The organism is Paraglaciecola sp. T6c (assembly GCF_000014225.1).
GTDB classification, from domain to species: domain Bacteria; phylum Pseudomonadota; class Gammaproteobacteria; order Enterobacterales; family Alteromonadaceae; genus Paraglaciecola; species Paraglaciecola atlantica_A.
Map to the genome: position 1 here is coordinate 347,493 of NC_008228.1, position 20,335 is coordinate 367,827.

Consider the following 20,335-nt stretch of genomic DNA (forward strand, 5'->3'; position numbering starts at 1 on the left):
CGCCGAATTAATCTTTAAATTAAGTCGATAGACGCGTCATTAAGTAGAGCCAGCAGTAAAGGGTTTTGCATTTATAAGGAAGGAGATACAAGCCATGATCAAACGCATAACAATGCTCACAGCCCTAATGAACTGTTGTTTTTCAACGACAGCCCAAGTGCATCAGCATGGTCAGGGACAGTTGTTTGTTTCACAAGAAAACAGCGACTGGCACGTGCAATTTATTTTGCCTGCTGCCGATGTACTTGGCTTCGAACATGCTCCTGAGAATGCACAGCAAGAAAAGATCTTACATTCACTCATTCAACGGCTAGATAAAAATGACGCTGTAGTCGATTTAGGTGAACACTGCACATTAAGTGAGGTAACGCACTCTTTGAGCGAGCATTCTTTATCCGACGATCACGAAAGTGGTGGCAACAAAGATTTGCATGAAGATAAGCGTTATAACGATCACCATGCCCACGAGGAACATAGCTCCAGTGAAAACCACCATGCTGACAATCACGATGAAGACCTTTTAGCGGATGAAGAGCTTTCAGCGGGTAAAGGGCCTTCAGCGGGTAAAAAGCCCTCAGATCGGCTGAAACACGCAGAGCACCAAGATGTAGAGGTTGAATACCACTTTGCTTGCGACACAAGTCATAAAAAATTATCCGTACCCCTGTTTCAGTGGTTGCCGTCCCTAGGTCGTATTCAAGCCCAGTGGATAACCGACGCTGGGCAGGGAACTGCCGTCTTAAACCCAGAAAACCCTAATTTGGAGTGGTGAGTATGGGTGCTGTAGCGACAGAAGATTATTTCAAAATTGCTAAAGGGGTATGTGAGAAAGCGGGCAGTCGTTTGACTGACACCCGCCAACACATGCTTGAAGTGCTAATTGAGGTTAATAAGCCATTGTCGGCCTATGAAATAACTGAGCAATACAACCAAATCATTAAGCCTAAAATTATGACGATGTCTGTTTATCGCATATTGGACTTTTTAGAGTCGGTACACTTAGTGCACCGACTGCAATCTATCAACAAGTACGTTGTTTGCAATCATTCATTGGGAGCCTGTCATCATCATCCACCTCTCTACATGATTTGCAAATCATGCCAGCACATCGAAGAAGTCGAGCTACCAGATGAGGTGATAAGTACCCTTACACAGCAGGCAAAAAGTGTTGGTTTTTCATCCGTCGGATCACAAGTGGAACTTTATAGCGTGTGTGCAAAATGCAAATCGACGAGCAATCAAAACCTATCGTGAGACCTTTATGACTAAGTTACAACACGTGAGCGATAAAGCGGCAGTGGGGCTGTCGCTACTGTGTATGGTTCACTGCCTTTTCTTACCCTTTGTTTTAATACTACTGCCACCGCTCTCTGGTGTGCTGGCTTTTAATGACGAGTTATTTCATCGCTGGATGATGTACGCGGTTGTACCCATCAGCTCGGTGGCGCTTTTTATTGGCTATTTTCATCACCGAAGCAACAAAGTGTTAGCGATTTGCTTAACAGGGTTGGCGCTTTTAATCGCTGCGACTTTATTGGGGCACGCCACCCTGGGCAGGTACGGCGAAGTGATTTTAACCGTGATTGGTACCAGCATAATCGCTTATGGGCACTTGCTTAATTATCACTTACGTCGCCAATGCAACCAAGTAGACATTCTTAAACAGGACTAAATCAATGCAAGATTCAATGCAAGAGCCAGTGCAAAACAGCTCAGGAAACGCTCATCGAAAACTGCCGGTTACAGTACTTTCAGGCTTTTTAGGGGCAGGTAAAACCACGGTGCTCAGCCATGTACTGAATAATCGACAAGGCAAAAAAGTGGCGGTTATTGTCAACGATATGAGTGAAATTAATATTGATGGCTCATTGTTAAAAAATGAGATCACACTTAATCGAAACGATGAAAAACTGGTAGAAATGAGCAACGGCTGTATTTGTTGCACCCTCAGAGAAGACTTGCTGATTGAGGTGGGCAAACTTGCCAACTCAGGGAAATTTGATTATCTAGTGATTGAATCCACCGGTATTTCAGAGCCACTACCGGTAGCCGAAACTTTTACCTTTGCCGATGAAGATGGTGTATCGCTGTCAGATGTTGCCACGCTGGACACCATGGTAACCGTGGTCGATGGCGTTAATTTTCTCAAAGATTATGACGAGGCAGAGTATTTATCACAAACCGACGAAAGCTTAGGGGAAGAGGACGAACGCAGTGTCGCCGACCTACTCATTGAGCAAGTGGAGTTTGCTGATGTGTTACTGGTGTCAAAAACTGACTTAATTGATAGCACAGAAGTTGAGCGCCTAAACGCCATCTTGAAAAACCTAAATACCCGAGCGCGAATCATCCCCATTGCAAACGGCCAGGTGAACATCGCCGATATCATCGGAACTGAACTATTCGATTTTGAGCAGGCGCAACAAGCACCAGGTTGGTTACAAGAAATGCGCGGTGAGCATAACCCAGAAACAGAAGAGTATGGTATCCAAAGCTTCAGTTACACGGCTAGGCGGCCATTTTATCCCCAGAAGTTCTATGACTTTTTGCATAACACCAAAGGTTACGGCAAGTTGTTGCGCTCTAAAGGCTATTTTTGGTTAGCCTCCCGCCCTGAATTTGCAGGACAATGGAATCAAGCTGGTGGCATTGCCCGCTATGGTTTTGGAGGCTTATTTTGGAAAGCCGTACCTAAGGCGCAATGGCCCACCGACGAGGAATACCTTGAGTCGATCGACGCGTTATGGGAAGAGCCCTTTGGTGACATGCGTCAAGAGCTCGTGTTCATTGGTCAGAACCTGGACGAAGCGGCGATCACTAACGCGTTAGACGAATGCTTGTTAACAGATGACGCCCTGCTGCAAGGAAAGGCGCATTGGAAAACGCTGGCTGATCCTTTTCCAGCGTGGGAGAACGAAGCATGAGCATCGCTACTCCACTGCACGACCAAGAACACGTCACTGCTGGGCAACGCACTAACGCCTTAATGTCTGAAATGACTCACTCGCACAGTGACGAGTTCACTGTTCTGACCGATATTTACCAAGACACGCACAATTTGGTTGTGTGGCAGCGTTCACTTAGCGAAGAATTGCTCGCTCATGTAGCACATTGCATAGAGGAAAATCCGCGCCTGAATCTCGAGAAGAGCATTCGTGCTAACGCTATTATCGAAGATATCAACGAGTTATTAACTCCACGTGGCTTCAACGATGAGTTTACTGACAACATCGCGTCATTGGTGGATATGTTCTGCTGTTTGTTTGACTTAAAGCGGGTTGGATTGCGTCTAAAAGTGTTGGAACAAGCCATGTGTCCTCGCTTCCATGTGGATTGGGTGCCGTGTCGGTTAGTCACCACCTTTAGTGGCACAGGTACCCAGTGGCTCCCCCACGATAAGGTTGATCGCACTAAATTAGGCACGGGTAATAACGGCATGCCAGATGATCAATCAGGTTTGTATGCTGAGCCAAACGCGATTCAAGCGCTGGCAGTAGGCGACGTGGCACTGCTTAAGGGGGAAGGCTGGGAAGGAAATGAAGGCGCAGGCCTAGTGCATCGCTCACCACCTAATGAAGCGAATGAGAAGCGCCTATTATTGACCTTGGACTTTATTTCATAAGCCTAAGGCGCTTTCTCAATGCGGGTTTTATTGCATTATCGCCAGTAGAAGGTCAATTGTTCGAACGATAACAGGCAACCATTTATCGTTCATTTTTTCATTCATTTTTAATCGGGCTAGTCAATGTACTAGTCAACGAGTAAGGGAACTGCGCAGTATATGGGTATGACATTACCGGATATTACATCCAGCGAAAACGTGGCATCAGCCGCACCGCTTAAATGGGTTGGCATGGAAGGCATAACCGTGCCTATTCAAGTACCAATGTCAGGTGAGGTGCCAGCATATGTGAACGCGAAAACCGATGTGTATGTCAGTTTGGATAAAAGCGACGCGAAAGGCATTCATATGTCGCGTTTATTCTTAAAATTGAATGACATTTTGGGTACAGAGTTACTAAGCAGCACTAGCCTTACAGCCTTGTTGAATGAGCTAATTTTATCGCAACAGGGGCTCAGCCAAGGGGCTAAGGTAAACTTAGACTTTGCGCTAACGCTTCGTAAAAAGGCGTTGCTAAGCAATGAGTTTGGTTATCAGAGTTATCCTATTGGCATATCGACTCAGTTGGTTAAAGGGGTAGCGCGTACGGTTTTATCGTTAACCATTGCTTATTCAAGTACGTGCCCGTGCTCATCTGCCTTGGCTCAACAAGCGCTAAGTGATGCTATCTCCCAGCGATTTGACGATGAGATGATATCTAAAAGCGAGCTAACCCAGTGGATAACGTCTAAAACAGGCGCCGTTGCTACTCCACACAGTCAACGTTCTTATGCCTACATCAAACTCACGCTAGATGGGGATGCGCTGCCTAACTTGCCTGAACTCATCACATTGCTTGAAACAACAATTGGCACGCCAGTGCAAACCGCGGTAAAACGCCAAGACGAGCAAGCATTTGCCAAATTAAATGCTGAGAATTTGATGTTTTGCGAAGACGCTGCAAGACGATTGAAACGCGCCCTTGAGCGCAAGGAAAATGTACTCGATTATTGGTTCAAAGTGGAGCACCAAGAAAGCTTACACGCACACAATGCAGTGGCCATCGATTTCAAGGACAACGCCGATGAAGACACTATGTAAAGCAGTTTGTTTGGGCACTTTGGTTGCGATGAGCAGTGGCTGTGTCATGCAAAGCCAGATTGTTTCCCCCCGTCTCGCTAAACAGCCACCTATAGCGCCGGCAAGCCCACGCGTTGTAGCTCAAGATGTCGACATTGGGGCAGCGCAAGGCAGTGAAAACACCTCTGGTATGGATGGTTTCAAGGTGGTCACGTGGAATACAGAGCATTTTGCATATCCCAGCAACGCAGGGTGTAAACCAAGAACAAGCGAAGATATCGCGGCAATAAAAGCGTATATCGCTGGGTTAGGTGCCAGTGTAATCGCCTTACAAGAAGTGGCATCAAGGGAGGCGCTGCGTTTAGTTTTTCCCGAAAGTGATTGGACGTTGGTGCTTTCGGCCAGAGCTGACAGCCCTGCTTACGAGTGCAGAGAAAGCGGGTTTACCTCCACTCAGCAAAAAGTAGCGTTTGCGATTAAAAAAGGCATTTCAATTCTTCAAGTACAGCAAAATGCCCAGCTAGGATTGCAAAAAATAGGGTTACGCTTTGGCTTAGCCGTGACGGTAGACACACCGTTAGGCCCGACCGATATATTAAATGTACACTTAAAAAGCGGCTGTTTTGTAGATGATTACGCAACGAGCGATAAAGCTGCATGTCAGACGCTCGCTCAGCAAGTTCCCGTGTTAGAAGAATGGCTTGCAGCTCACCAAACGTTGGGGGTGCCTTACATGGTGCTCGGTGACTTCAATCATAGATTGGCAAGTGAAAACAACTACTTAGCTAGCAGACTAACCAGTGATGAATACGGTATTGATATCGCCACACAAGCATTACGTGGTTGTCATCCTCGTTACCCTGAGCCGATTGATCATATTTTGCTAGGAGGCATGCAAAGCACATTAATAGCGGCATCCGCCCATGTGCACAGGTATAAAAACATGGATGAAGAGGCCATGTTGAGCGACCACTGTGCGGTGTCACTTTTTCTAAAGTAGTCAATAGAAGTGCATCTAGTGCGTGCGATATTCGTCGGGTTGCTCGTTAAACTTTTCAATTTGTGACACGTTTAGAATGTATGCCGATGTGCCTTGATGATCTTCAAACAAGCCTTTTTCTAATACGCCGGTGAGGGTAAAGGCTTGGCTCATCATGATCTTTGAAAAGCCGTCGATCAAATCCACATAAATCATCTGATTCGGCGGGGGTGGCGGGTAGTGAATGCATGCGCCGTAGTAAGGCACCAAAAAAAAGCGTTTAACGCTTCTGTCTTCGTTCAAGTCGATAGGTACCATATAACCTGAAATACTGACCGCTTTACCTATGGCGTCTTCGACCACGTTAGTGGAGTATAAGGCTGATTGGTAGCGCTGGTTGGTGGTAGCTTGCAAAGAAAGGGTTACTTGTTCGCTCAGCGACTTGTCGCTACTTGATTGATATTTTGCCAGCACTTCTTTGTCTGACTTGGGTAACAGTTCTCCCCAGCCTAAAGGGGTTATTTCATCGTTAGCTAAGCGTTCGCGCAATTCAGTATCAGGGCTAACGTACAGCACAGAGCTGGAAAACAGTTTACTTAATTGCATCGACCAATTGCGTTCCGGCAGTTTGGTTAGCAAGATACCCGCTCCAAAAAAGAGCAGCAAAATAGCAGTCACTTTAATTTTACTGCTCATTGAGGGGGAACTCCTCGAAATCCTAGGGCTCCTTTGGCGTAGCACATATGTTTTCTTACTTTACTTCTTTCATCAGACCTTATTTTTATATCGCGCTTACTTGGATGTTTTGCTGAAAACTAATCGGCTCGTCTTTTTCTAACGCATTAATATGTAGCGATATCTTGTGGTTACCCGGCTTGCTGACTTGATATTTTAATGGATAACTGCCTGAGACCCCGCGGACTGGCATTTGCACCCCTTCTAAAAAACGAACGTTCTCGCTACCTGAAAAGGTAATCACCACATTTTGATAACCATCAGGAATGTCGTATTGAATATTGAGCGTTGCATCTGTGTTAGCAGGTGTATCGATTGATCTAGGGTGGCTAACAGAAATAGGTAGGCTGACTTTTTCCTGCGAAAGCATGTCTTGCAGCGGGTGAAACGAAGGGAAAATTCCAAAGTTACGGCCACCGTGAAACTGACAAGCGTTTGCTTGAATCGATACGCTGCTCAACACCAATAAGCTAATAACTGACCGTTTTCTTAGCAAAGGATATGCTCTTGGCGCTGTTAGCATGCTATCTGTTACAGACCCGATAAAGGCCATAAATGAAGTGGTTAAAGAATGTTGAGTTTGCATTTATTCCTCCTCGAAAGGATAGGCTTTATTCAGTTTAAGGCGATAAGCTGAAGTGCCTAGTTCATTTTCTGTGGTATCAATGACGAGCGTGCCTTCAAACCAAAACGGGTCGTACAGGCTGCCTAGTTTTATACCTTGCTCAGCTTTACTATGAATAATTTGGTTAGGCGGTGGTGGCGGCATATGTAAGCAAGCGCCAAAATAAGGCACAATGAAAAACTCAGTGATGTTTTGGGATTCATCAGACGCTAAAGGCACGATAAACCCAGGGATACGAATCGGTTTATTTTCGTAGGTGTTAATAACGCGGGTAGAACTCAAGGCTTTTTGGAAGCGCTTAGTATTTTTGTCAACACCTTCTTGTTGCCCAAGCGCCTCTACCGAGTCTTGCTCGGAGCCATCTTCGATACCCGACAGGTATTCAGGCGGGTTCATCAATGCTTCAAGATCGTCTTTAGGCATCAAGGCTATCCATTCAATTTCTTGATAGCTTCCAGTGGATTGTGCGGCGTTTGCTGTACTAAGCAAAACAAAGTTAAAGATTAATAACGTGACCCATGAACTTAAAATTTGTATCTTCATTTCTTACATCTTTGCTTGCAAAATTGCATCGTCTTGATTTGATGTAAATGTTATAACATATCAATAGTTAAGTTTATAGTTTAAGAGAGCGCCAAAGACGGACTTATGAAAGCAGTGAATACAGATGATAGTGCCCACAGCACAGGAAGCGCCCACAGCACAGGAAGCGGCCACAGCGTAGAAAGCAGAGAGACCGCAGAAAGCGCCCGCAGCTCAGTAAGCGACGAAAGTGCAGCAAAAGGCAAAAGCGCCGACAATATTAAAAACAAAGCCCCTCTGGCGATTAATCTTAAAGGCGTTCGGCATAGCTACGGCAAATCGAGCAATGAAACGGTATTGAGTATTCCTCATTGGCAGCTCGCTCAAGGGGAGCGCGTATTCCTGCACGGTGATTCCGGCTCGGGTAAAACGACCTTATTGAATTTGCTATCTGGGGTACTTACCCCAACAGAAGGTAGCATCGAACTATTAGGTCAGCCTTTCTCTAGTTTATCGGCAAGGCGCAGAGACGCTTTTCGGGCACGCCATATCGGCGTGGTGTTTCAGCAGTTCAATTTGGTGCCTTACTTAAGCGTGCTAAAGAACATTCAGCTAGCCAATTACTTTGCTGCCAAGCGTGATAAACACATAGAAGAGTCGGTTAGCGGCTTGTTGGCAAAGTTAAATTTGCCTGCAGATGTGATGCATAAACCTGCCAATACCCTGAGCGTGGGTCAACAGCAGCGGGTGGCCATTGCCAGAGCGTTGATAAATCAGCCTGAGTTGTTACTGGTAGACGAGCCCACCTCGGCGCTAGATGCCTCAGCACGAGATGCGTTTATGGATATTCTACTGAATATGTGTGAAACCGCGGGCGCGAGCTTGGTCTTCGTTAGTCATGATATGTCATTAAAGCGTTTTTTTAGCACCAGTGTTGATATGCCCAGTTTGTGTCAGGGCAAGGGGAATGCTGCATGTTGATTTCTCTCGCTTGGAGCAGCTTATGTAGCCGCAAAAAATCAGTCATTCTGACCTTTCTATCTTTGTTGATTAGTATCAGCGTGCTGTTAAGCGTTGAGCATATTCGCCAGCAAGCTAAAACCAGTTTTAATCGCACCATTTCCGGGGCTGATCTTATCGTTGGCGCACCAAGCGGCCAACTCAACCTACTTCTATATTCTGTATTTCGTATGGGTGATCCCACCAGCAACATAGACTACCAAAGTTACGAAATGCTCAAAAACGATCAGCAGGTAGCGTGGGCCATTCCCATTTCTTTAGGAGATTCTCACCGCGGTTTTAGGGTGCTGGGCACCAATGGTGACTATTTCACGCATTATCAGTTTGGTGATAAAAAATCGCTTGGGTTCACAGCAGGTAAGCCATTTGCTGGTATGTTCGACACCGTGATTGGCGCGGATGTCGCCAAAACGCTAGGTTACCAAGTGGGAGATAAAATCATTGTTGCCCATGGGATCGGCCATACCAGTTTTAGTCACCATGATCATAGCCCGTTTGTGATCAGTGGCATTTTAAAACCTACCGGCACGCCAGTTGATAAAACCGTGCACGTAACTTTGCCCGCCATAGAAGCCATACATTTACCCCCGTCTCAGTTAGCGAAAATTCTCGATGGCGAAGAAGCACAAAAGATACAGCCTGATAGCGTCACTGCGGTGATATTGGGCTTAAAAACCAAGTTTGGCACCTTTAACTTACAGCGAGATTTAAACAATTACCAAGATGACCGCTTGATGGCGGTTTTACCTGGAGTGGCACTCGCAGAGTTGTGGCAAATGATGGGAACCGTTGAGAACGTACTTAGGGTCATTAGCGTGCTGGTGCTGCTGTCATCTTTGTTTGGTTTGTCGACCATGTTGCTGGCATCCATGAATGAGCGCAAAGGGGAAATAGCCGTGCTACGCACATTAGGCGCAGGCCCGAGCGTTATTTTTGGCTTGGTGTTATTAGAAGCACTGATGCTGGTGGTCATCGCCATTGCCAGTGCGGTATCGCTCGTCAGCGGATCTATCGCGCTGTTTAGCGATAAACTGGCCGCCCATTATGGCTTATTCTTAAGTGCTAACTTGCTATCGTGGGAAACCCTGCAAATCGCCATGATTATTACGCTAGCATCCATTGTCACCTCAGCCATTCCCGCATTTGAAGCCTATAAAAAAGCGCTGCAATCGAGTCTATCTGGTTAACATTCAAAGAATATGTGACATTGCTCAACACGACTGTGTCACTCATATCATCACTGAATGCGCCTAAGGCGCATTTCTTTGTGCAGGTGTGGTGTTAAATGTCTTAAGCATTTCATGTGGGTTGACTGTTTCACCGTGTGTTTTAGTCGCCTGTGCCCACCAAGCTAATTGCGTAAATGTACGGCTAAAATAATCAAACCATGACCTTTGATCTTCACCTGTCTGTGGTGCGCCATCTTCAGTGAACACCTCTTGGGCTTTAGGAACGTGGATCATCGCTGAAACGGGCAGGCAGCCTAGCTCGGATAAAAACGTACGCATGCCCACGGCTGCGCGCATGCCGCCCCATTGCCCAGCAGAGTAGGTGACGATGGCGCTAGGCTTATAAGAAAACAACGAACTGCCAAAGTGATTAAGCAAGTTGGCCAAAGCTGGACTCATGGAATGGTTGTACTCAGGGCCTATACCAATTCCACTAAATAATTACCCCCTCAGAATTCATCCAGCCGGTTTTGAACAAGGCGTCGGTGTACAGTAATGGTTGTTCCCTTTCAAATACCGAGAACGCAGTACAAAACCCGCTGGGGAATTCCCTTTGGGCGAATTTTAAAGGGACTTACTCTGCGTTGCTCGAACTCGAAAGAGAACCACTATTACTTCATTCAAGCGCCTTAATTAAGTCCCTTTAAATTTTCGCTGAGTGGCTAATTATTTAATGGAGTTGGTATTACATAATAAAGCCATCTGCGGCGGCTATCTTTTCTGCTAGCGTATTCAGCTCTGGGGGCGCTTTGTTTTTAGCGTAAGCAAAATGGGGTTTGAAGACCGGCTCAAGTGGGTAATCCAGCGCATCAATCAATTCAAACTTATGCTCATGAAAACGCGCATCTAAACACGCCATGCAGGCTTTAGCGACACGAAGACCCAAGCGGGCAGGGCGCGGAGGCGTGCTATCGCGAACAGTGCCCAAAAAAACTAAAAACTTCATTACGAGATCTCCGTTGCTAATCCAATTGCGATGAATGCTACAGCGGGTTCGCCTGTAATGCTTGCAAAAATAAATGCTTATAAAGATAAGTGTTTGCATGGTTAAGCGAGCGAAGCGCTGGCTTATTTTAACAATTAATCGCCAGTGTGCTATTCAAGGCTTTAATAGTTATTGATTCATCGTTGTGCGTGGTGATCTAGATCAAAGTTGATTGTAATAGGGTGATATAAATTGTGGAGTACGCCCAATGACTATCGACTTTATTGATGTGCAACCACCAGAACCAGGTGAGTGGCAGCAGGTATCACCGGGTATTTTGTGGTTGCGCATGCCGTTGCCCTTTGAGCTGGATCATATCAACTTATACTTGATAGAAGACCATGATCCGGTCACGGGGGATAAAGGCTACGCGCTCATCGATACTGGCTTTGGGGTTAGCAAAACACAAGAGCTATGGGATAGCTTACTGAGTAAATTGGATGTGCCTTTGACCAAGGTCATTGTGACCCACATGCACCCAGATCACATCGGCATGGCGGGTTATTTGGTTGATAAATATCGCGCGCCATTGTATATGAGCCACTCAGAATATTTTGTTGGCCGAGCTATGAGTGCCGGCAGTCGAGGAGCATCAGACTGGCAAGACGATGAGTACTTAGTACGCTGTGGTATGTCGCCTGAATACGTAGCAACCGCCAGTGAAAACCGTAAAACGAACAAAGGAGTCGGGCAGGTTATTCGCCCCATTCCGTTACATCATGAGCGTCTACAAGAGGGCGACGAGCTGACCATTGGCCAGCATCAATGGCAAGTATTGATTGGCCGCGGACATTCGCCAGAGCATGTGTGTTTGTTTAACCCCACAACGAATGTGTTGATATCAGGGGATCACGTACTACCTATCATCACCCCAAATATTGGGGTGTACAGCACTGAGCCAAACGCTAATGCTTTAAAGATGTACTTAGACACGCTACCGCAGTTTAAAACGTTACCCACTGATGCGCTCGTGCTGCCATCACATAAACAACCTTTCGTTGGATTGCATAAGCGGGTTGATGAGCTGGCTGAGCATCACCATGAGCATCTCGCCAACTTAAAAGCGTTTTGCGCACAAGGTAAAACCATCAAAGAATGCTTACCTGTGTTGTTTAAGCGGGAATTGAATGAACACAATATGTTCTTTGCTATTGCCGAAGCGCTGGCGCACCTCAACTATTTGTATTTCGAGGGTGAAGTCACCCGAGATATCAACGAACACGGCCACTATGTTTTTGCACTGGTTGGTGATTAGCTAAGGACGTTAAAACCAAAAAGGGCAAATATAATTTGCCCTTTTTCTTGCTCACTTTTTGTTTATCGCTGCGCTATCAATAACGCAGCTTCTCACCCTGGACAGGGTGGGAAGCAGTGGGATTAGAAGCTGTAGGTCACGCTGACTGTGCCGTTAATAGGCGCGGCATAGAAAAACGAGCTGTGCAGGCTGCTAAGGTATTTTTCGTCAGTGATATTATTCAAATTCGCTCTAACGCTGAGGTCATTGGTAATGTCGTAACTGGCATAGGCGTTTAGCAAAAAGTAGCTGTCTTGGGTGACGTTGTAATCAGTGTTTTTGGTTTCTGATTGCCAGCGACCACTGACACCGACTGTTAGGCTTGGCACTACGGGCACTGTGTAATTCAATGAGAAATTAACGTAGTCACGAGGTGCCCAAGTATTGGCATCAGCACCTTGGTCGTCTTCAATTTCAATGGCGGTATAGCCCAAAATCACACTGAGATCGTCTGTGAGCTGACCTGTCATTTCAATCTCAAAGCCTTTTGAGTCAACATCAATGCCGTTGTAGTAATATTGCCCGTTATCAGGATTGATACCTGCATATGAGGCTAGGTTTTCTTGCTCCGCGGTAAAATAAGCAAACGTAGTTAGTAGGCTCTCATCTAGCCACTGAACTTTAATACCAGCTTCGGTATTCTTGCCCTTAGTTGGGTCAAGGTATTGCCCCGATAAATCATACTGTTCTTGGGGCTGGTAGATATCTGAGTAACTAGCGTAGGCATTGATGTCTTCTGTTATGGCATAGGTAAAGCCGACATATGGACTTAGCTCACTTTCGCTATTATCGATAGTGGTACCACTGTTATCGCCACTTCGCTCAAAATCAATGGCATTTACACCGGCAATCATAAACAGGCTATCACTTAATGTAATTTTGGTTGAGCCGAATACGCGGGTTAGGTTTTGCTTAATTTCTGAATACAGTGTGCGCTCTTGCCAATCAGGCTCGGCGATAGCGTCAAGGGCATAAGGAAATGCTGGTAATGCACCCCATGCGGCTTCGGTAAAATCGGCTGCGTAGTTAAACATAGTGTCCGTACTTTGGGCATAGCTAACACCAAATGTCGCTTCATGTTCAAAGCCAAATGCACTAAAAAAACCTGATGTTTTTACTTCAAGTAAATCGGAATCGATATCTGAGTCATAACGACCGGGATAACCTAAAAGTCCTAAGTTCGTCTCTTTGTCGATGGTGCCATAGGCATAAAACAGCTTATCTTGTTCTTCGAAATAGCGTTTGTGATAGTTCACATCAAGACGCCAATTGTCACTGAGTTGACTGGTGAACTCTACAAAGGCGTTAGTATTTTGGGTGTCCCACATGGTCCAGTCTTGTGTGGTGGAATCGCTGTCGTCCCACTCAGCTTGGGTACCGTCTGTATAATTGAATACCAAGCCGCCCCACAAATTGCCATCAGTATTGGCGTCTTGATGAGATATCCCGACAGTAAGAGTAGAGTGATCCGTTAGCTGACCATCAACCACGCCGTAGAAATAACCTAAGTTATCTGATAATCCATCTAAATGGGAGTTGGTGTCCTCGCCAGCCACCACAAACCGGGCAGCCCAGCGTCCATCTTCTGTGAGCAGGGTGTTGTAGTCGGCTTGAATACGTTTGAAATCATAGGAGCCAGCGATAACACTGACTTCGCCGCCTGTTTCATTCGTGGGGCGTTTGCGTACATAGTTGATTGTGCCCGATGCGTTACCTACACCCGTCAGCAAACCATTGGCACCACGAATAACTTCAATACTTTCGTAACCGTAGGCGTCAATGGCCCCTGTCACTATGCCCCAGTCATTCGGTAAACCCACACCGTCAATTTGGGTGTTTTTGATTTCAAAGCCACGAGAGGAGTAATTAGTACGGTTGGTTTCCCAGGCTTCTACTGTCACGCCTGTGGCTAACCGTAGAGCATCGTTAATGTTAAAGGCGGCGAAATTGTCCATCAAGTCTGACGTGATAACGCTAATCGATTGAGGCGTTTCGCTTATATTCATTGTTAGACCGGTCGCACCCCCGCTGATCCTATCTTGACGTACACCGGAAATAAGTAAGTGTTCAACCTCTGCATCTGCTTGCTTGACTTCAGTGGCATCTGTCGCTTCTTGCGCCTGAGCTTGCATGGCGAGGGTGAATAAAGACAAGCTAAATAGGTTGTACAGCTTCATTAGTTTTCCTTGTTTATATGTATGTTTTAACGGTGAGTGGATGAAGAACGCGGGGATCATACACAAATTCTATTCTATATGATAACTATTTGCATTCGCATGTTTAGTCTGCTGTTTTTATTATTGCGTGTGAAATCGTGAAGCATGCTTTTAATAACGCAGAGATATTTGGTAGTAGAGGTGCTTGCAAGTAAATAAAAAATCAGTGAAAAGATATCGGTAAAGCACTGAGACAAAGAAGAACGCGGTTGTCCACTCAGCGAAGGAAGCCTGGCTGATAACCAAGTTCCCAAGTTTGTGATTGAGGGCAAGTCTATTAAGTACTTATTGAGAGTGGCTGCTAATAGGCCGTCACATTTTGCCACGCGTTGTGGGTGTGCGTGATAACGAAAGAGCACCAGTAAGAGCTAAATTAATGTCACGTCGAATTCGCTTTACAGCATTAATGGTAATCATTATCATTATCTTTTTATTGGGTATTTGCAAAGCACCTTGCTACCCGCGCTTAAAAAGCCTTTCAAAGGAAAAAGTGCGGTAATGAGTGTGCCTGCATCAGTTTCATTAGTGATTTAGCCTTCTTTACGTAAGCTGTAGCGCACTTGTGCATTACGAGGCGACGTTAAAGAGGCAATCTATCGCTCACAATTTACACATAATAAAAACCACGGGAATACCAATGATACTGTTACTCGCCATAGCGCTGGGCTTATTAGGCTGCTATGTACTTTATATGAGCTGGAAGCAACACTCTACTCGCTACGCACTAGCTGGATGGGGTTGCTTATTAGCCACTTTGCCATTATTGATCGTGGCGCTAGGCACAGAATACGGCGTCGTGTTTGCACTCGGGTTACCCGCGCTTTACGTGTGGCTAGGCATACTACGTGAGCAAAAAACACAAATGCCTAGCAAGCACATTGTAAAAGCTGACAAATCGATACAATTCAATGCAAATAAGCTCGCGAAAAATAGCGGATATATTCTCTATCATCTTGTTTTACTGATGGTGGTTAGCAGCCTGTTAGTGATTGCCTCACTAGATATACTGCCTTTAGAGCGGCCAACTCAGCTCGTAACAGGGGTTATCATTTTGCCATTGGTTTGGTCGGGCTTGTCATTCTGGCATTTGTCCTGCGAGAACAAACGCAACCCTCTGATATTTAGTATATTTGTATCGCTTGCCTCCAGCCTTTATTTATTTGTTTAAGCCATGAAAAATTCAAAAGTAGATCCTCAAAAAAAACTAGTAAACACCCCGTCTCTCAGTAAACGGTCGCTCTCTGCCCATGCTTGGTTGGGGCTATTTGTTAGCGCGTTTATGTACATAATTTGTTTATCCGGTACTTTAGCAGTGTTCCATCAAGAGCTTGAGCGCTGGGAGCAACCGCAAATCCCTGAAACAGGCAAGGTTGATATTGCCGTCATCGAAAAAGCGTATGACAATTTTGTTGAAACCTACCCCGAAGAAACTGAGCACATGTATGTGGTCTTTCCAGGTTCGGGTATCCCAAGGGTGGTGGTCGAGAACGACCATATCGCGCATTTCGTTAATCCTGATGGCTCATTAGGTGAAGTAGAGCAGTCTCACTGGACTAAAATGCTGGTAGATTTGCACTTGTATCTGCATCTACCCAAAAGCTTCGGCATGATCCTCGTTAGTGCGTTTGGTGCACTGTTGTGTGCGCTAATTTTGTCTGGCTTTCTTGCCCATCCTCGTATCATTAAAGACGCCTTTCGCTTTCGCCGCGGCGGCACTGGGCTGCAAGAAAACATTGATTTGCATAATCGCTTCAGTGTGTGGGCAGCGCCTTTTCACATAATGATTGGCGTAACAGGTGCCTATTTCGGCTTGGCCACTGTGTTGATTGGGCTGGTGTCGCAAGCATTTTATGCAGGGGATAATCAGGCGGTTTTGGATGAGTTGTTCACCCCTGAGCCAGCTTTAGAGCAACCCTTACAAAGACCACAGATAGGCCGCGCCATGGAGTATATTGAGCAGCATAATCCTGAAGGTACGCCGTTATTTCTTACCATTCACGAGCCAAATACGCCGGGACAATTTATCGAAGCGTACGTGAAACAACCTGGTCGGTTGATTTACTCTGAGAATTATCGTTTTGATATTCAGGGTAATTTCTTAGAAACCGCCGGATACCGTGATGGTGGTCTTGCCAAACAAATTATCTTTTCAATGTATCGCCTGCATTTTGGTGAATTTGCTGGCATCGCAAGCAAGTTATTGTATTTTGTACTCGGTATGATGTTAACCGTGGTATCGGCCACGGGTATCAATATTTGGCTGAGAAAACGCAAAACTACCGATGTGATTAACCTGTGGTGGCCAACACTGGTGTGGGGCACACCGCTGATACTTAGCGTGAGCGCGCTGCTCAATTTGTTTGTGCACGTGCGAATCGACCTCTTCATTTGGCTCGGCTTGGTCGCTGCCCTCGTAGTAGCGACGCGCCAGCAAAACGTGCAGCTATGGGTCGCTAGGCTCAAACATGCACTGGCGTTCTCACTGCTCATATTCATCGCAGCTTACACAGCCAAGGCTGGCGCTGCAGCCTTTACCATTGCAGCCTTGCAAATCAATATTCCGCTTGCCCTGTACGCTGCGTATTTGTTGGCGAGAGGGCACCGGCAGATAACTCTGGCAGGAAATGAAGACCGTCAGGTGAGTCAGCCTGAATCGACGTAGGCTTGTGCTAGAGCGAAGCGGCAATCAAGTTCGCCTGACAGCAGCGATGGTATAAAAAAGCTCAATAAGAGCGGTATTGTTGACGCCAGGCGGAAGCATTCTTACGATATTTTCGTTTAAACAAGCGGTTGAAGTGTCCTGCATCTTGATAGCCGACGGCCCATGAAATCTCTTCGATGCTTTTATCGCTATGTTTAAGGTGCTCTTTGCCTTGCTCAATGCGCAATTGCTGAATATAACCCAGCGGCGTTTCACCTGTGGCTTCTTTGAACCGCCGTTTAAACGTTCTGGGGCTCATATTCACTTTACTTGCTAATTGCTCAATCAAAATTGAGCTCATGAAGTGCATTTCTAGCCATTGCTGAATCGACAGTATTTCATCGTCTTGATGATAAGTTTGATGGCTGATTGAGGTGAATTCGCCAGCATAACCGGTTCGAAAGTCTACAAGAAATGCGTGCTCTACTGCCTCACCCACCAACGACGATGAGAGTTTAGAAATCAAGTAAACCAGTATTTCAAGTCCTGCATTCATGCCTGCTGAACAGTAGAGCTCTCCCGTGGCTGTGATGAAGCGTTCGGCTCTGACATCAACTTTGGGATATCGCTTAGCGAAGTCTGCTTGCTTATGCCAGTGGGTGGTACTTATTCGATCGTTCAATAACCCTGCTTCTGCTAAAAAGTAAGCGCCGGTGGCTGCCGCCATTATAGGTTTGCCTTGCTCGTGCCAAGTGCGAAGCCTAGGGTAAAGCGCTGCTTGTTTACTCAGTAGCGTGTCGACCTCTCCCCATATACTGTGCAGAATAATCAAATCTGTGTCTTGAACTTCATCCAATGCGCAGTCAGGTGTAATGGCCAATCCACTGAATGTAGACGTGGGCTTGCCATCTACGGTTACCAAAGATATCTCAATCGCCTGACCGAGTAAGCGCTGCTGCAAGGTAGATGCAAACGCTAACACATCATGAGTCAGGCCTAAGCTGAGTCCCATTGCATTTTCGCTGGCAAACAATGTCACGTGCTTGAGCATGTTTTCTCCTGTTTATTTGGCATTATTTACAAAATTGGCCCGAATGACCAGTTAAATGACCTGAGTCACGCTGTTAACAGAATTTTTACATCTTTAAGATAGGGACAATGATGTTGAATCTGGAGAGAACAATGCAGCTTAGCGAAGAGCACGATGCCCTTAGAAAAACAGTCAAAAACTTTGTCGACAATGAAATGGATCCCTTCATTGAAGAATGGGAAAGCGCCGGTATCGCACCTTTGCACACCCTGTTTAAGAAGATGGGAGACTTAGGGCTACTGGGCATTCATAAACCCGAGGCGTACGGTGGCTCTGGGCTAGATTACAGCTATAACTTAGTGTTTGCTGAAGAATTAGGTCGCGCCTATGGTGGCTCGCTTCCCATGGCTATTGGTGTGCAAACCGATATGGCCACTCCAGCTTTAGCGCGTTTTGGTAGCGACGAACTCAAGCGTGAATTTTTAGCCCCTGCTGTTGCCGGTGACATGGTGGCGTGTATTGGGGTCAGTGAGCCTGGTGCAGGCTCTGATGTGGCAGGTTTGAAAACCACAGCAAAAAGTGACGGCGATGATTACGTCATTAACGGCAGCAAAATGTGGATAACCAATGCCACACAAGCTGATTGGATTTGCCTGTTGGCCAATACCAGTGACGGTAATGTGCATGCCAATAAATCCCTTATTGTTGTGCCGCTGAATACGCCCGGCATTGAAATCTCTAAGCCCTTAAATAAGTTAGGCATGCGTGCCAGCGACACGGGGCAAATATTTTTCAACAATGTAAGGGTGCCCAAACGTAATCGTATCGGTGAAGAAAACAAGGGCTTCACCATGCAAATGATGCAATTCCAAGAAGAGCGAATGTACGCCGCCGCAAGCGCGCACAAAGGAATGGAGCGCATGATCCAAGACACCATTGGGTGGTGCAAAGAGCGCCACACTTTCGGCCAGCCCGTACTGAACAACCAAGTCGTGCATTTTAAGTTAGCTGAATTGCAAACCGAAGTTGAAGCCCTTCGCGCATTAACATGGCGTGCCTGCCAGCAGCATATCGATGGTGAAGATGCCACCTACCTTGCATCGATGGCCAAACTCAAAAGCGGCCGTTTATGGCGTGAAGTTACCGACTCCTGCCTGCAGTACTGGGGCGGTATGGGTTTTATGTGGGACAACCCTGTTGCCAGAGCCTATCGCGACACGCGCATTTTATCTATCGCCGGGGGCAGTGACGAAATGATGCTGGGCATTATCGCCAAGCACATGGACATATTCCCTAAGCGCCGATAATCGCCCTATGACAAGTGTTGGCATGCGCTAGCGGCTCTGATGATGAGCTAGCGCGCCCGCGCTATCGTCCCTCGATGCATACAGGATTAACAAAGGATAAGTAACATGGCGATACCCGCCTTATTTAACAATAAACTGAGCTTACCCGTGATTTGCGCGCCGATGTTCTTGGTGTCTAGCCCGAAGCTCGTTATCAGTGCCTGCAAAAATGGCATAGTGGGGTCGTTCCCCACCTTTAATACACGAACCCAAGATTTGCTTGATACATGGCTCACGCAGATCAGCAGTGAACTTGCCGAATATGCCGCGGCAAACCCCCAAAAGCCTGTTGCACCTTTTGCGGTTAATTTAGTCGTGCACCCCTCAAATACGCGGTTAGAAAGTGATCGCGCGGTGGTTAAGAAGCACCAAGTGCCTTTTGTGATCACCAGTCAAGGTAACCCCGCAGACGTCGTTGCAGAGGTTCACCAATGGGGCGGCTTGGTTTTCCATGATGTTATTCGCGCTGACCATGCCAAAAAAGCCATTCAGGCCGGTGTTGACGGCATCATCATAGTCACCGCTGGCGCGGGTGGCCATGCCGGAGAAATAAACCCATTTGCCTTGGTGCGAGAGATCCGTGAATTTTGGAATGGGCCACTAGCGCTTGCCGGGGCAATCAATGACGGCATGGGAGTGCGCGCTGCCGAAATTCTCGGGGCTGATTTTAGCTATATGGGCACCCGCTTTATCGCCACAGAAGAGGCAGAAGTAGACCCAGATTATAAGTCCATGCTGGTGGACTCACAGATAAGCGATCTTATCTACACCGATACCTTCACCGGGGTTAAGTGTAACTTTTTAAAACCCTCTATCGCTCGCGCAGGGGTCGATTTAGCCAACTTTACCGCCAAAACTCATGTGGACTTAGATCTAGGCGAAAGCAACGCGTGGAAAGATTTTTGGAGCGCAGGGCACGGTATAGCAGGTATCAAGCACGTGTTGCCTATGGCTGAGTTAGTTGAGCAGCTCAAAGAAGAGTATCGCGGCGCAGTAGCGCACCCAGCGTTCTTAAATAATCAAGTCTAAATA

Annotated in this window: 19 protein-coding genes and 2 pseudogenes; 14 read left to right on the plus strand and 7 right to left on the minus strand. The window is 46.4% G+C overall.

The genetic code is table 11. The features are described 5' to 3' along the window. The first annotated feature begins 94 nt into the window (after positions 1-94). From PATL_RS01510 to PATL_RS01540, 7 genes are all read left to right on the plus strand, one after another. Positions 95-772, plus strand: coding sequence for a ZrgA family zinc uptake protein (locus PATL_RS01510; protein WP_011573226.1), 678 nt, complete (start codon positions 95-97; stop codon positions 770-772). A gap of 2 nt (positions 773-774) precedes the next feature. Next, positions 775-1,254 (plus strand): Fur family transcriptional regulator, encoded by a 480-nt coding sequence (locus PATL_RS01515; RefSeq protein WP_011573227.1) that lies wholly within the window; start codon positions 775-777, stop codon positions 1,252-1,254. A 7-nt stretch (positions 1,255-1,261) separates the two neighbouring features. Then, positions 1,262-1,672, plus strand: coding sequence for a MerC domain-containing protein (locus PATL_RS01520; protein WP_011573228.1), 411 nt, complete (start codon positions 1,262-1,264; stop codon positions 1,670-1,672). A gap of 4 nt (positions 1,673-1,676) precedes the next feature. Then, positions 1,677-2,924: a zinc metallochaperone GTPase ZigA gene (zigA, locus tag PATL_RS01525; protein WP_011573229.1), complete on the plus strand. Its 1,248-nt coding sequence runs from the start codon at positions 1,677-1,679 to the stop codon at positions 2,922-2,924. Next, a complete protein-coding gene (locus PATL_RS01530; protein WP_011573230.1) occupies positions 2,921-3,622 on the plus strand; it encodes a DUF1826 domain-containing protein in 702 nt (233 codons plus the stop codon). The genes zigA and PATL_RS01530 overlap by 4 nt, the downstream gene beginning before the upstream one ends. Before the next feature lie 159 nt (positions 3,623-3,781). Further along, positions 3,782-4,702, plus strand: a complete 921-nt coding sequence (gene folE2, locus PATL_RS01535; RefSeq protein ID WP_011573231.1) for a GTP cyclohydrolase FolE2 — start codon at positions 3,782-3,784, stop codon at positions 4,700-4,702. Continuing rightward, a complete protein-coding gene (locus PATL_RS01540; RefSeq protein ID WP_011573232.1) occupies positions 4,686-5,681 on the plus strand; it encodes an endonuclease/exonuclease/phosphatase family protein in 996 nt (331 codons plus the stop codon). Before folE2 ends, PATL_RS01540 begins: the two co-directional genes overlap by 17 nt. Before the next feature lie 15 nt (positions 5,682-5,696). On the opposite strand, the gene PATL_RS01545 is transcribed toward PATL_RS01540, so the two are convergent. From PATL_RS01545 to PATL_RS01555, 3 genes are all read right to left on the minus strand, one after another. Next, positions 5,697-6,356 (minus strand): DUF3299 domain-containing protein, encoded by a 660-nt coding sequence (locus PATL_RS01545; protein ID WP_011573233.1) that lies wholly within the window; start codon positions 6,354-6,356, stop codon positions 5,697-5,699. 85 nt (positions 6,357-6,441) lie between these two features. After that, a complete protein-coding gene (locus PATL_RS01550; protein WP_011573234.1) occupies positions 6,442-6,981 on the minus strand; it encodes a hypothetical protein in 540 nt (179 codons plus the stop codon). Next, positions 6,982-7,563: a DUF3299 domain-containing protein gene (locus PATL_RS01555; RefSeq protein WP_011573235.1), complete on the minus strand. Its 582-nt coding sequence runs from the start codon at positions 7,561-7,563 to the stop codon at positions 6,982-6,984. A gap of 105 nt (positions 7,564-7,668) precedes the next feature. Here PATL_RS01555 and PATL_RS01560 point away from each other — a divergent pair, with 105 nt between their 5' ends. Then, entirely contained in the window at positions 7,669-8,523 is an 855-nt protein-coding gene (locus tag PATL_RS01560; protein ID WP_011573236.1) for an ABC transporter ATP-binding protein, read from the plus strand. Beyond that, positions 8,517-9,749: an ABC transporter permease gene (locus PATL_RS01565; RefSeq protein ID WP_011573237.1), complete on the plus strand. Its 1,233-nt coding sequence runs from the start codon at positions 8,517-8,519 to the stop codon at positions 9,747-9,749. Before PATL_RS01560 ends, PATL_RS01565 begins: the two co-directional genes overlap by 7 nt. A 63-nt stretch (positions 9,750-9,812) precedes the next feature. On the opposite strand, the pseudogene PATL_RS01570 reads toward PATL_RS01565, so the two are convergent. Continuing rightward, positions 9,813-10,208 (minus strand): annotated as a pseudogene (locus PATL_RS01570) (NADPH-dependent FMN reductase); the annotation flags it as partial. Between the two features lie 271 nt (positions 10,209-10,479). Next, a pseudogene (locus PATL_RS01575) lies at positions 10,480-10,737 on the minus strand (NAD(P)H-dependent oxidoreductase); the annotation flags it as partial. 247 nt (positions 10,738-10,984) lie between these two features. On the opposite strand from PATL_RS01575, the gene PATL_RS01580 reads away from it, so the two are divergent. Then, a complete protein-coding gene (locus PATL_RS01580; RefSeq protein WP_011573240.1) occupies positions 10,985-12,031 on the plus strand; it encodes an MBL fold metallo-hydrolase in 1,047 nt (348 codons plus the stop codon). A gap of 122 nt (positions 12,032-12,153) precedes the next feature. Here PATL_RS01580 and PATL_RS01585 read toward each other — a convergent pair whose 3' ends face one another. Then, the gene (locus PATL_RS01585) at positions 12,154-14,247 is read right to left on the minus strand and encodes a TonB-dependent siderophore receptor (RefSeq protein WP_011573241.1); all 2,094 of its coding nucleotides are present in this window, start codon (positions 14,245-14,247) and stop codon (positions 12,154-12,156) included. A 676-nt stretch (positions 14,248-14,923) separates the two neighbouring features. On the opposite strand from PATL_RS01585, the gene PATL_RS01590 reads away from it, so the two are divergent. Continuing rightward, positions 14,924-15,454 carry a hypothetical protein gene (locus PATL_RS01590; RefSeq protein WP_041713154.1) on the plus strand — a complete coding sequence of 177 codons (531 nt, stop codon included), beginning with the start codon at positions 14,924-14,926 and terminating at the stop codon, positions 15,452-15,454. 3 nt (positions 15,455-15,457) lie between these two features. Next, complete coding sequence (locus PATL_RS01595) at positions 15,458-16,948, plus strand: PepSY-associated TM helix domain-containing protein (RefSeq protein WP_011573243.1); 1,491 nt, start codon at positions 15,458-15,460, stop codon at positions 16,946-16,948. Positions 16,949-17,009: 61 nt separating this feature from the next. On the opposite strand, the gene PATL_RS01600 is transcribed toward PATL_RS01595, so the two are convergent. Next, positions 17,010-17,978, minus strand: a complete 969-nt coding sequence (locus tag PATL_RS01600) for a GlxA family transcriptional regulator (protein WP_011573244.1) — start codon at positions 17,976-17,978, stop codon at positions 17,010-17,012. 131 nt (positions 17,979-18,109) lie between these two features. Here PATL_RS01600 and PATL_RS01605 point away from each other — a divergent pair, with 131 nt between their 5' ends. Together PATL_RS01605 and PATL_RS01610 are read left to right on the plus strand one after the other, a co-directional pair. Continuing rightward, positions 18,110-19,264, plus strand: a complete 1,155-nt coding sequence (locus PATL_RS01605) for an acyl-CoA dehydrogenase family protein (RefSeq protein WP_041713156.1) — start codon at positions 18,110-18,112, stop codon at positions 19,262-19,264. A gap of 105 nt (positions 19,265-19,369) precedes the next feature. Further along, positions 19,370-20,332, plus strand: a complete 963-nt coding sequence (locus tag PATL_RS01610; protein WP_011573246.1) for an NAD(P)H-dependent flavin oxidoreductase — start codon at positions 19,370-19,372, stop codon at positions 20,330-20,332. Positions 20,333-20,335 lie beyond the last annotated feature (3 nt).

Bases quoted from the DNA above. Each gene is read 5' to 3' on its own strand.
- PATL_RS01610 (WP_011573246.1), top strand. From the start codon at position 19,370: ATGGCGATACCCGCCTTATTTAACAATAAACTGAGCTTACCCGTGATT.
- PATL_RS01580 (WP_011573240.1), top strand. From the start codon at position 10,985: ATGACTATCGACTTTATTGATGTGCAACCACCAGAACCAGGTGAGTGG.
- PATL_RS01585 (WP_011573241.1), bottom strand. From the start codon at position 14,247: ATGAAGCTGTACAACCTATTTAGCTTGTCTTTATTCACCCTCGCCATG.
- PATL_RS01565 (WP_011573237.1), top strand. From the start codon at position 8,517: ATGTTGATTTCTCTCGCTTGGAGCAGCTTATGTAGCCGCAAAAAATCA.
- PATL_RS01600 (WP_011573244.1), bottom strand. From the start codon at position 17,978: ATGCTCAAGCACGTGACATTGTTTGCCAGCGAAAATGCAATGGGACTC.
- PATL_RS01530 (WP_011573230.1), top strand. From the start codon at position 2,921: ATGAGCATCGCTACTCCACTGCACGACCAAGAACACGTCACTGCTGGG.
- PATL_RS01520 (WP_011573228.1), top strand. From the start codon at position 1,262: ATGACTAAGTTACAACACGTGAGCGATAAAGCGGCAGTGGGGCTGTCG.
- zigA (WP_011573229.1), top strand. From the start codon at position 1,677: ATGCAAGATTCAATGCAAGAGCCAGTGCAAAACAGCTCAGGAAACGCT.
- PATL_RS01545 (WP_011573233.1), bottom strand. From the start codon at position 6,356: ATGAGCAGTAAAATTAAAGTGACTGCTATTTTGCTGCTCTTTTTTGGA.
- PATL_RS01550 (WP_011573234.1), bottom strand. From the start codon at position 6,981: ATGCAAACTCAACATTCTTTAACCACTTCATTTATGGCCTTTATCGGG.
- PATL_RS01510 (WP_011573226.1), top strand. From the start codon at position 95: ATGATCAAACGCATAACAATGCTCACAGCCCTAATGAACTGTTGTTTT.
- folE2 (WP_011573231.1), top strand. From the start codon at position 3,782: ATGGGTATGACATTACCGGATATTACATCCAGCGAAAACGTGGCATCA.
- PATL_RS01555 (WP_011573235.1), bottom strand. From the start codon at position 7,563: ATGAAGATACAAATTTTAAGTTCATGGGTCACGTTATTAATCTTTAAC.
- PATL_RS01540 (WP_011573232.1), top strand. From the start codon at position 4,686: ATGAAGACACTATGTAAAGCAGTTTGTTTGGGCACTTTGGTTGCGATG.
- PATL_RS01560 (WP_011573236.1), top strand. From the start codon at position 7,669: ATGAAAGCAGTGAATACAGATGATAGTGCCCACAGCACAGGAAGCGCC.
- PATL_RS01590 (WP_041713154.1), top strand. From the start codon at position 14,924: ATGATACTGTTACTCGCCATAGCGCTGGGCTTATTAGGCTGCTATGTA.
- PATL_RS01605 (WP_041713156.1), top strand. From the start codon at position 18,110: ATGCAGCTTAGCGAAGAGCACGATGCCCTTAGAAAAACAGTCAAAAAC.
- PATL_RS01515 (WP_011573227.1), top strand. From the start codon at position 775: ATGGGTGCTGTAGCGACAGAAGATTATTTCAAAATTGCTAAAGGGGTA.
- PATL_RS01595 (WP_011573243.1), top strand. From the start codon at position 15,458: ATGAAAAATTCAAAAGTAGATCCTCAAAAAAAACTAGTAAACACCCCG.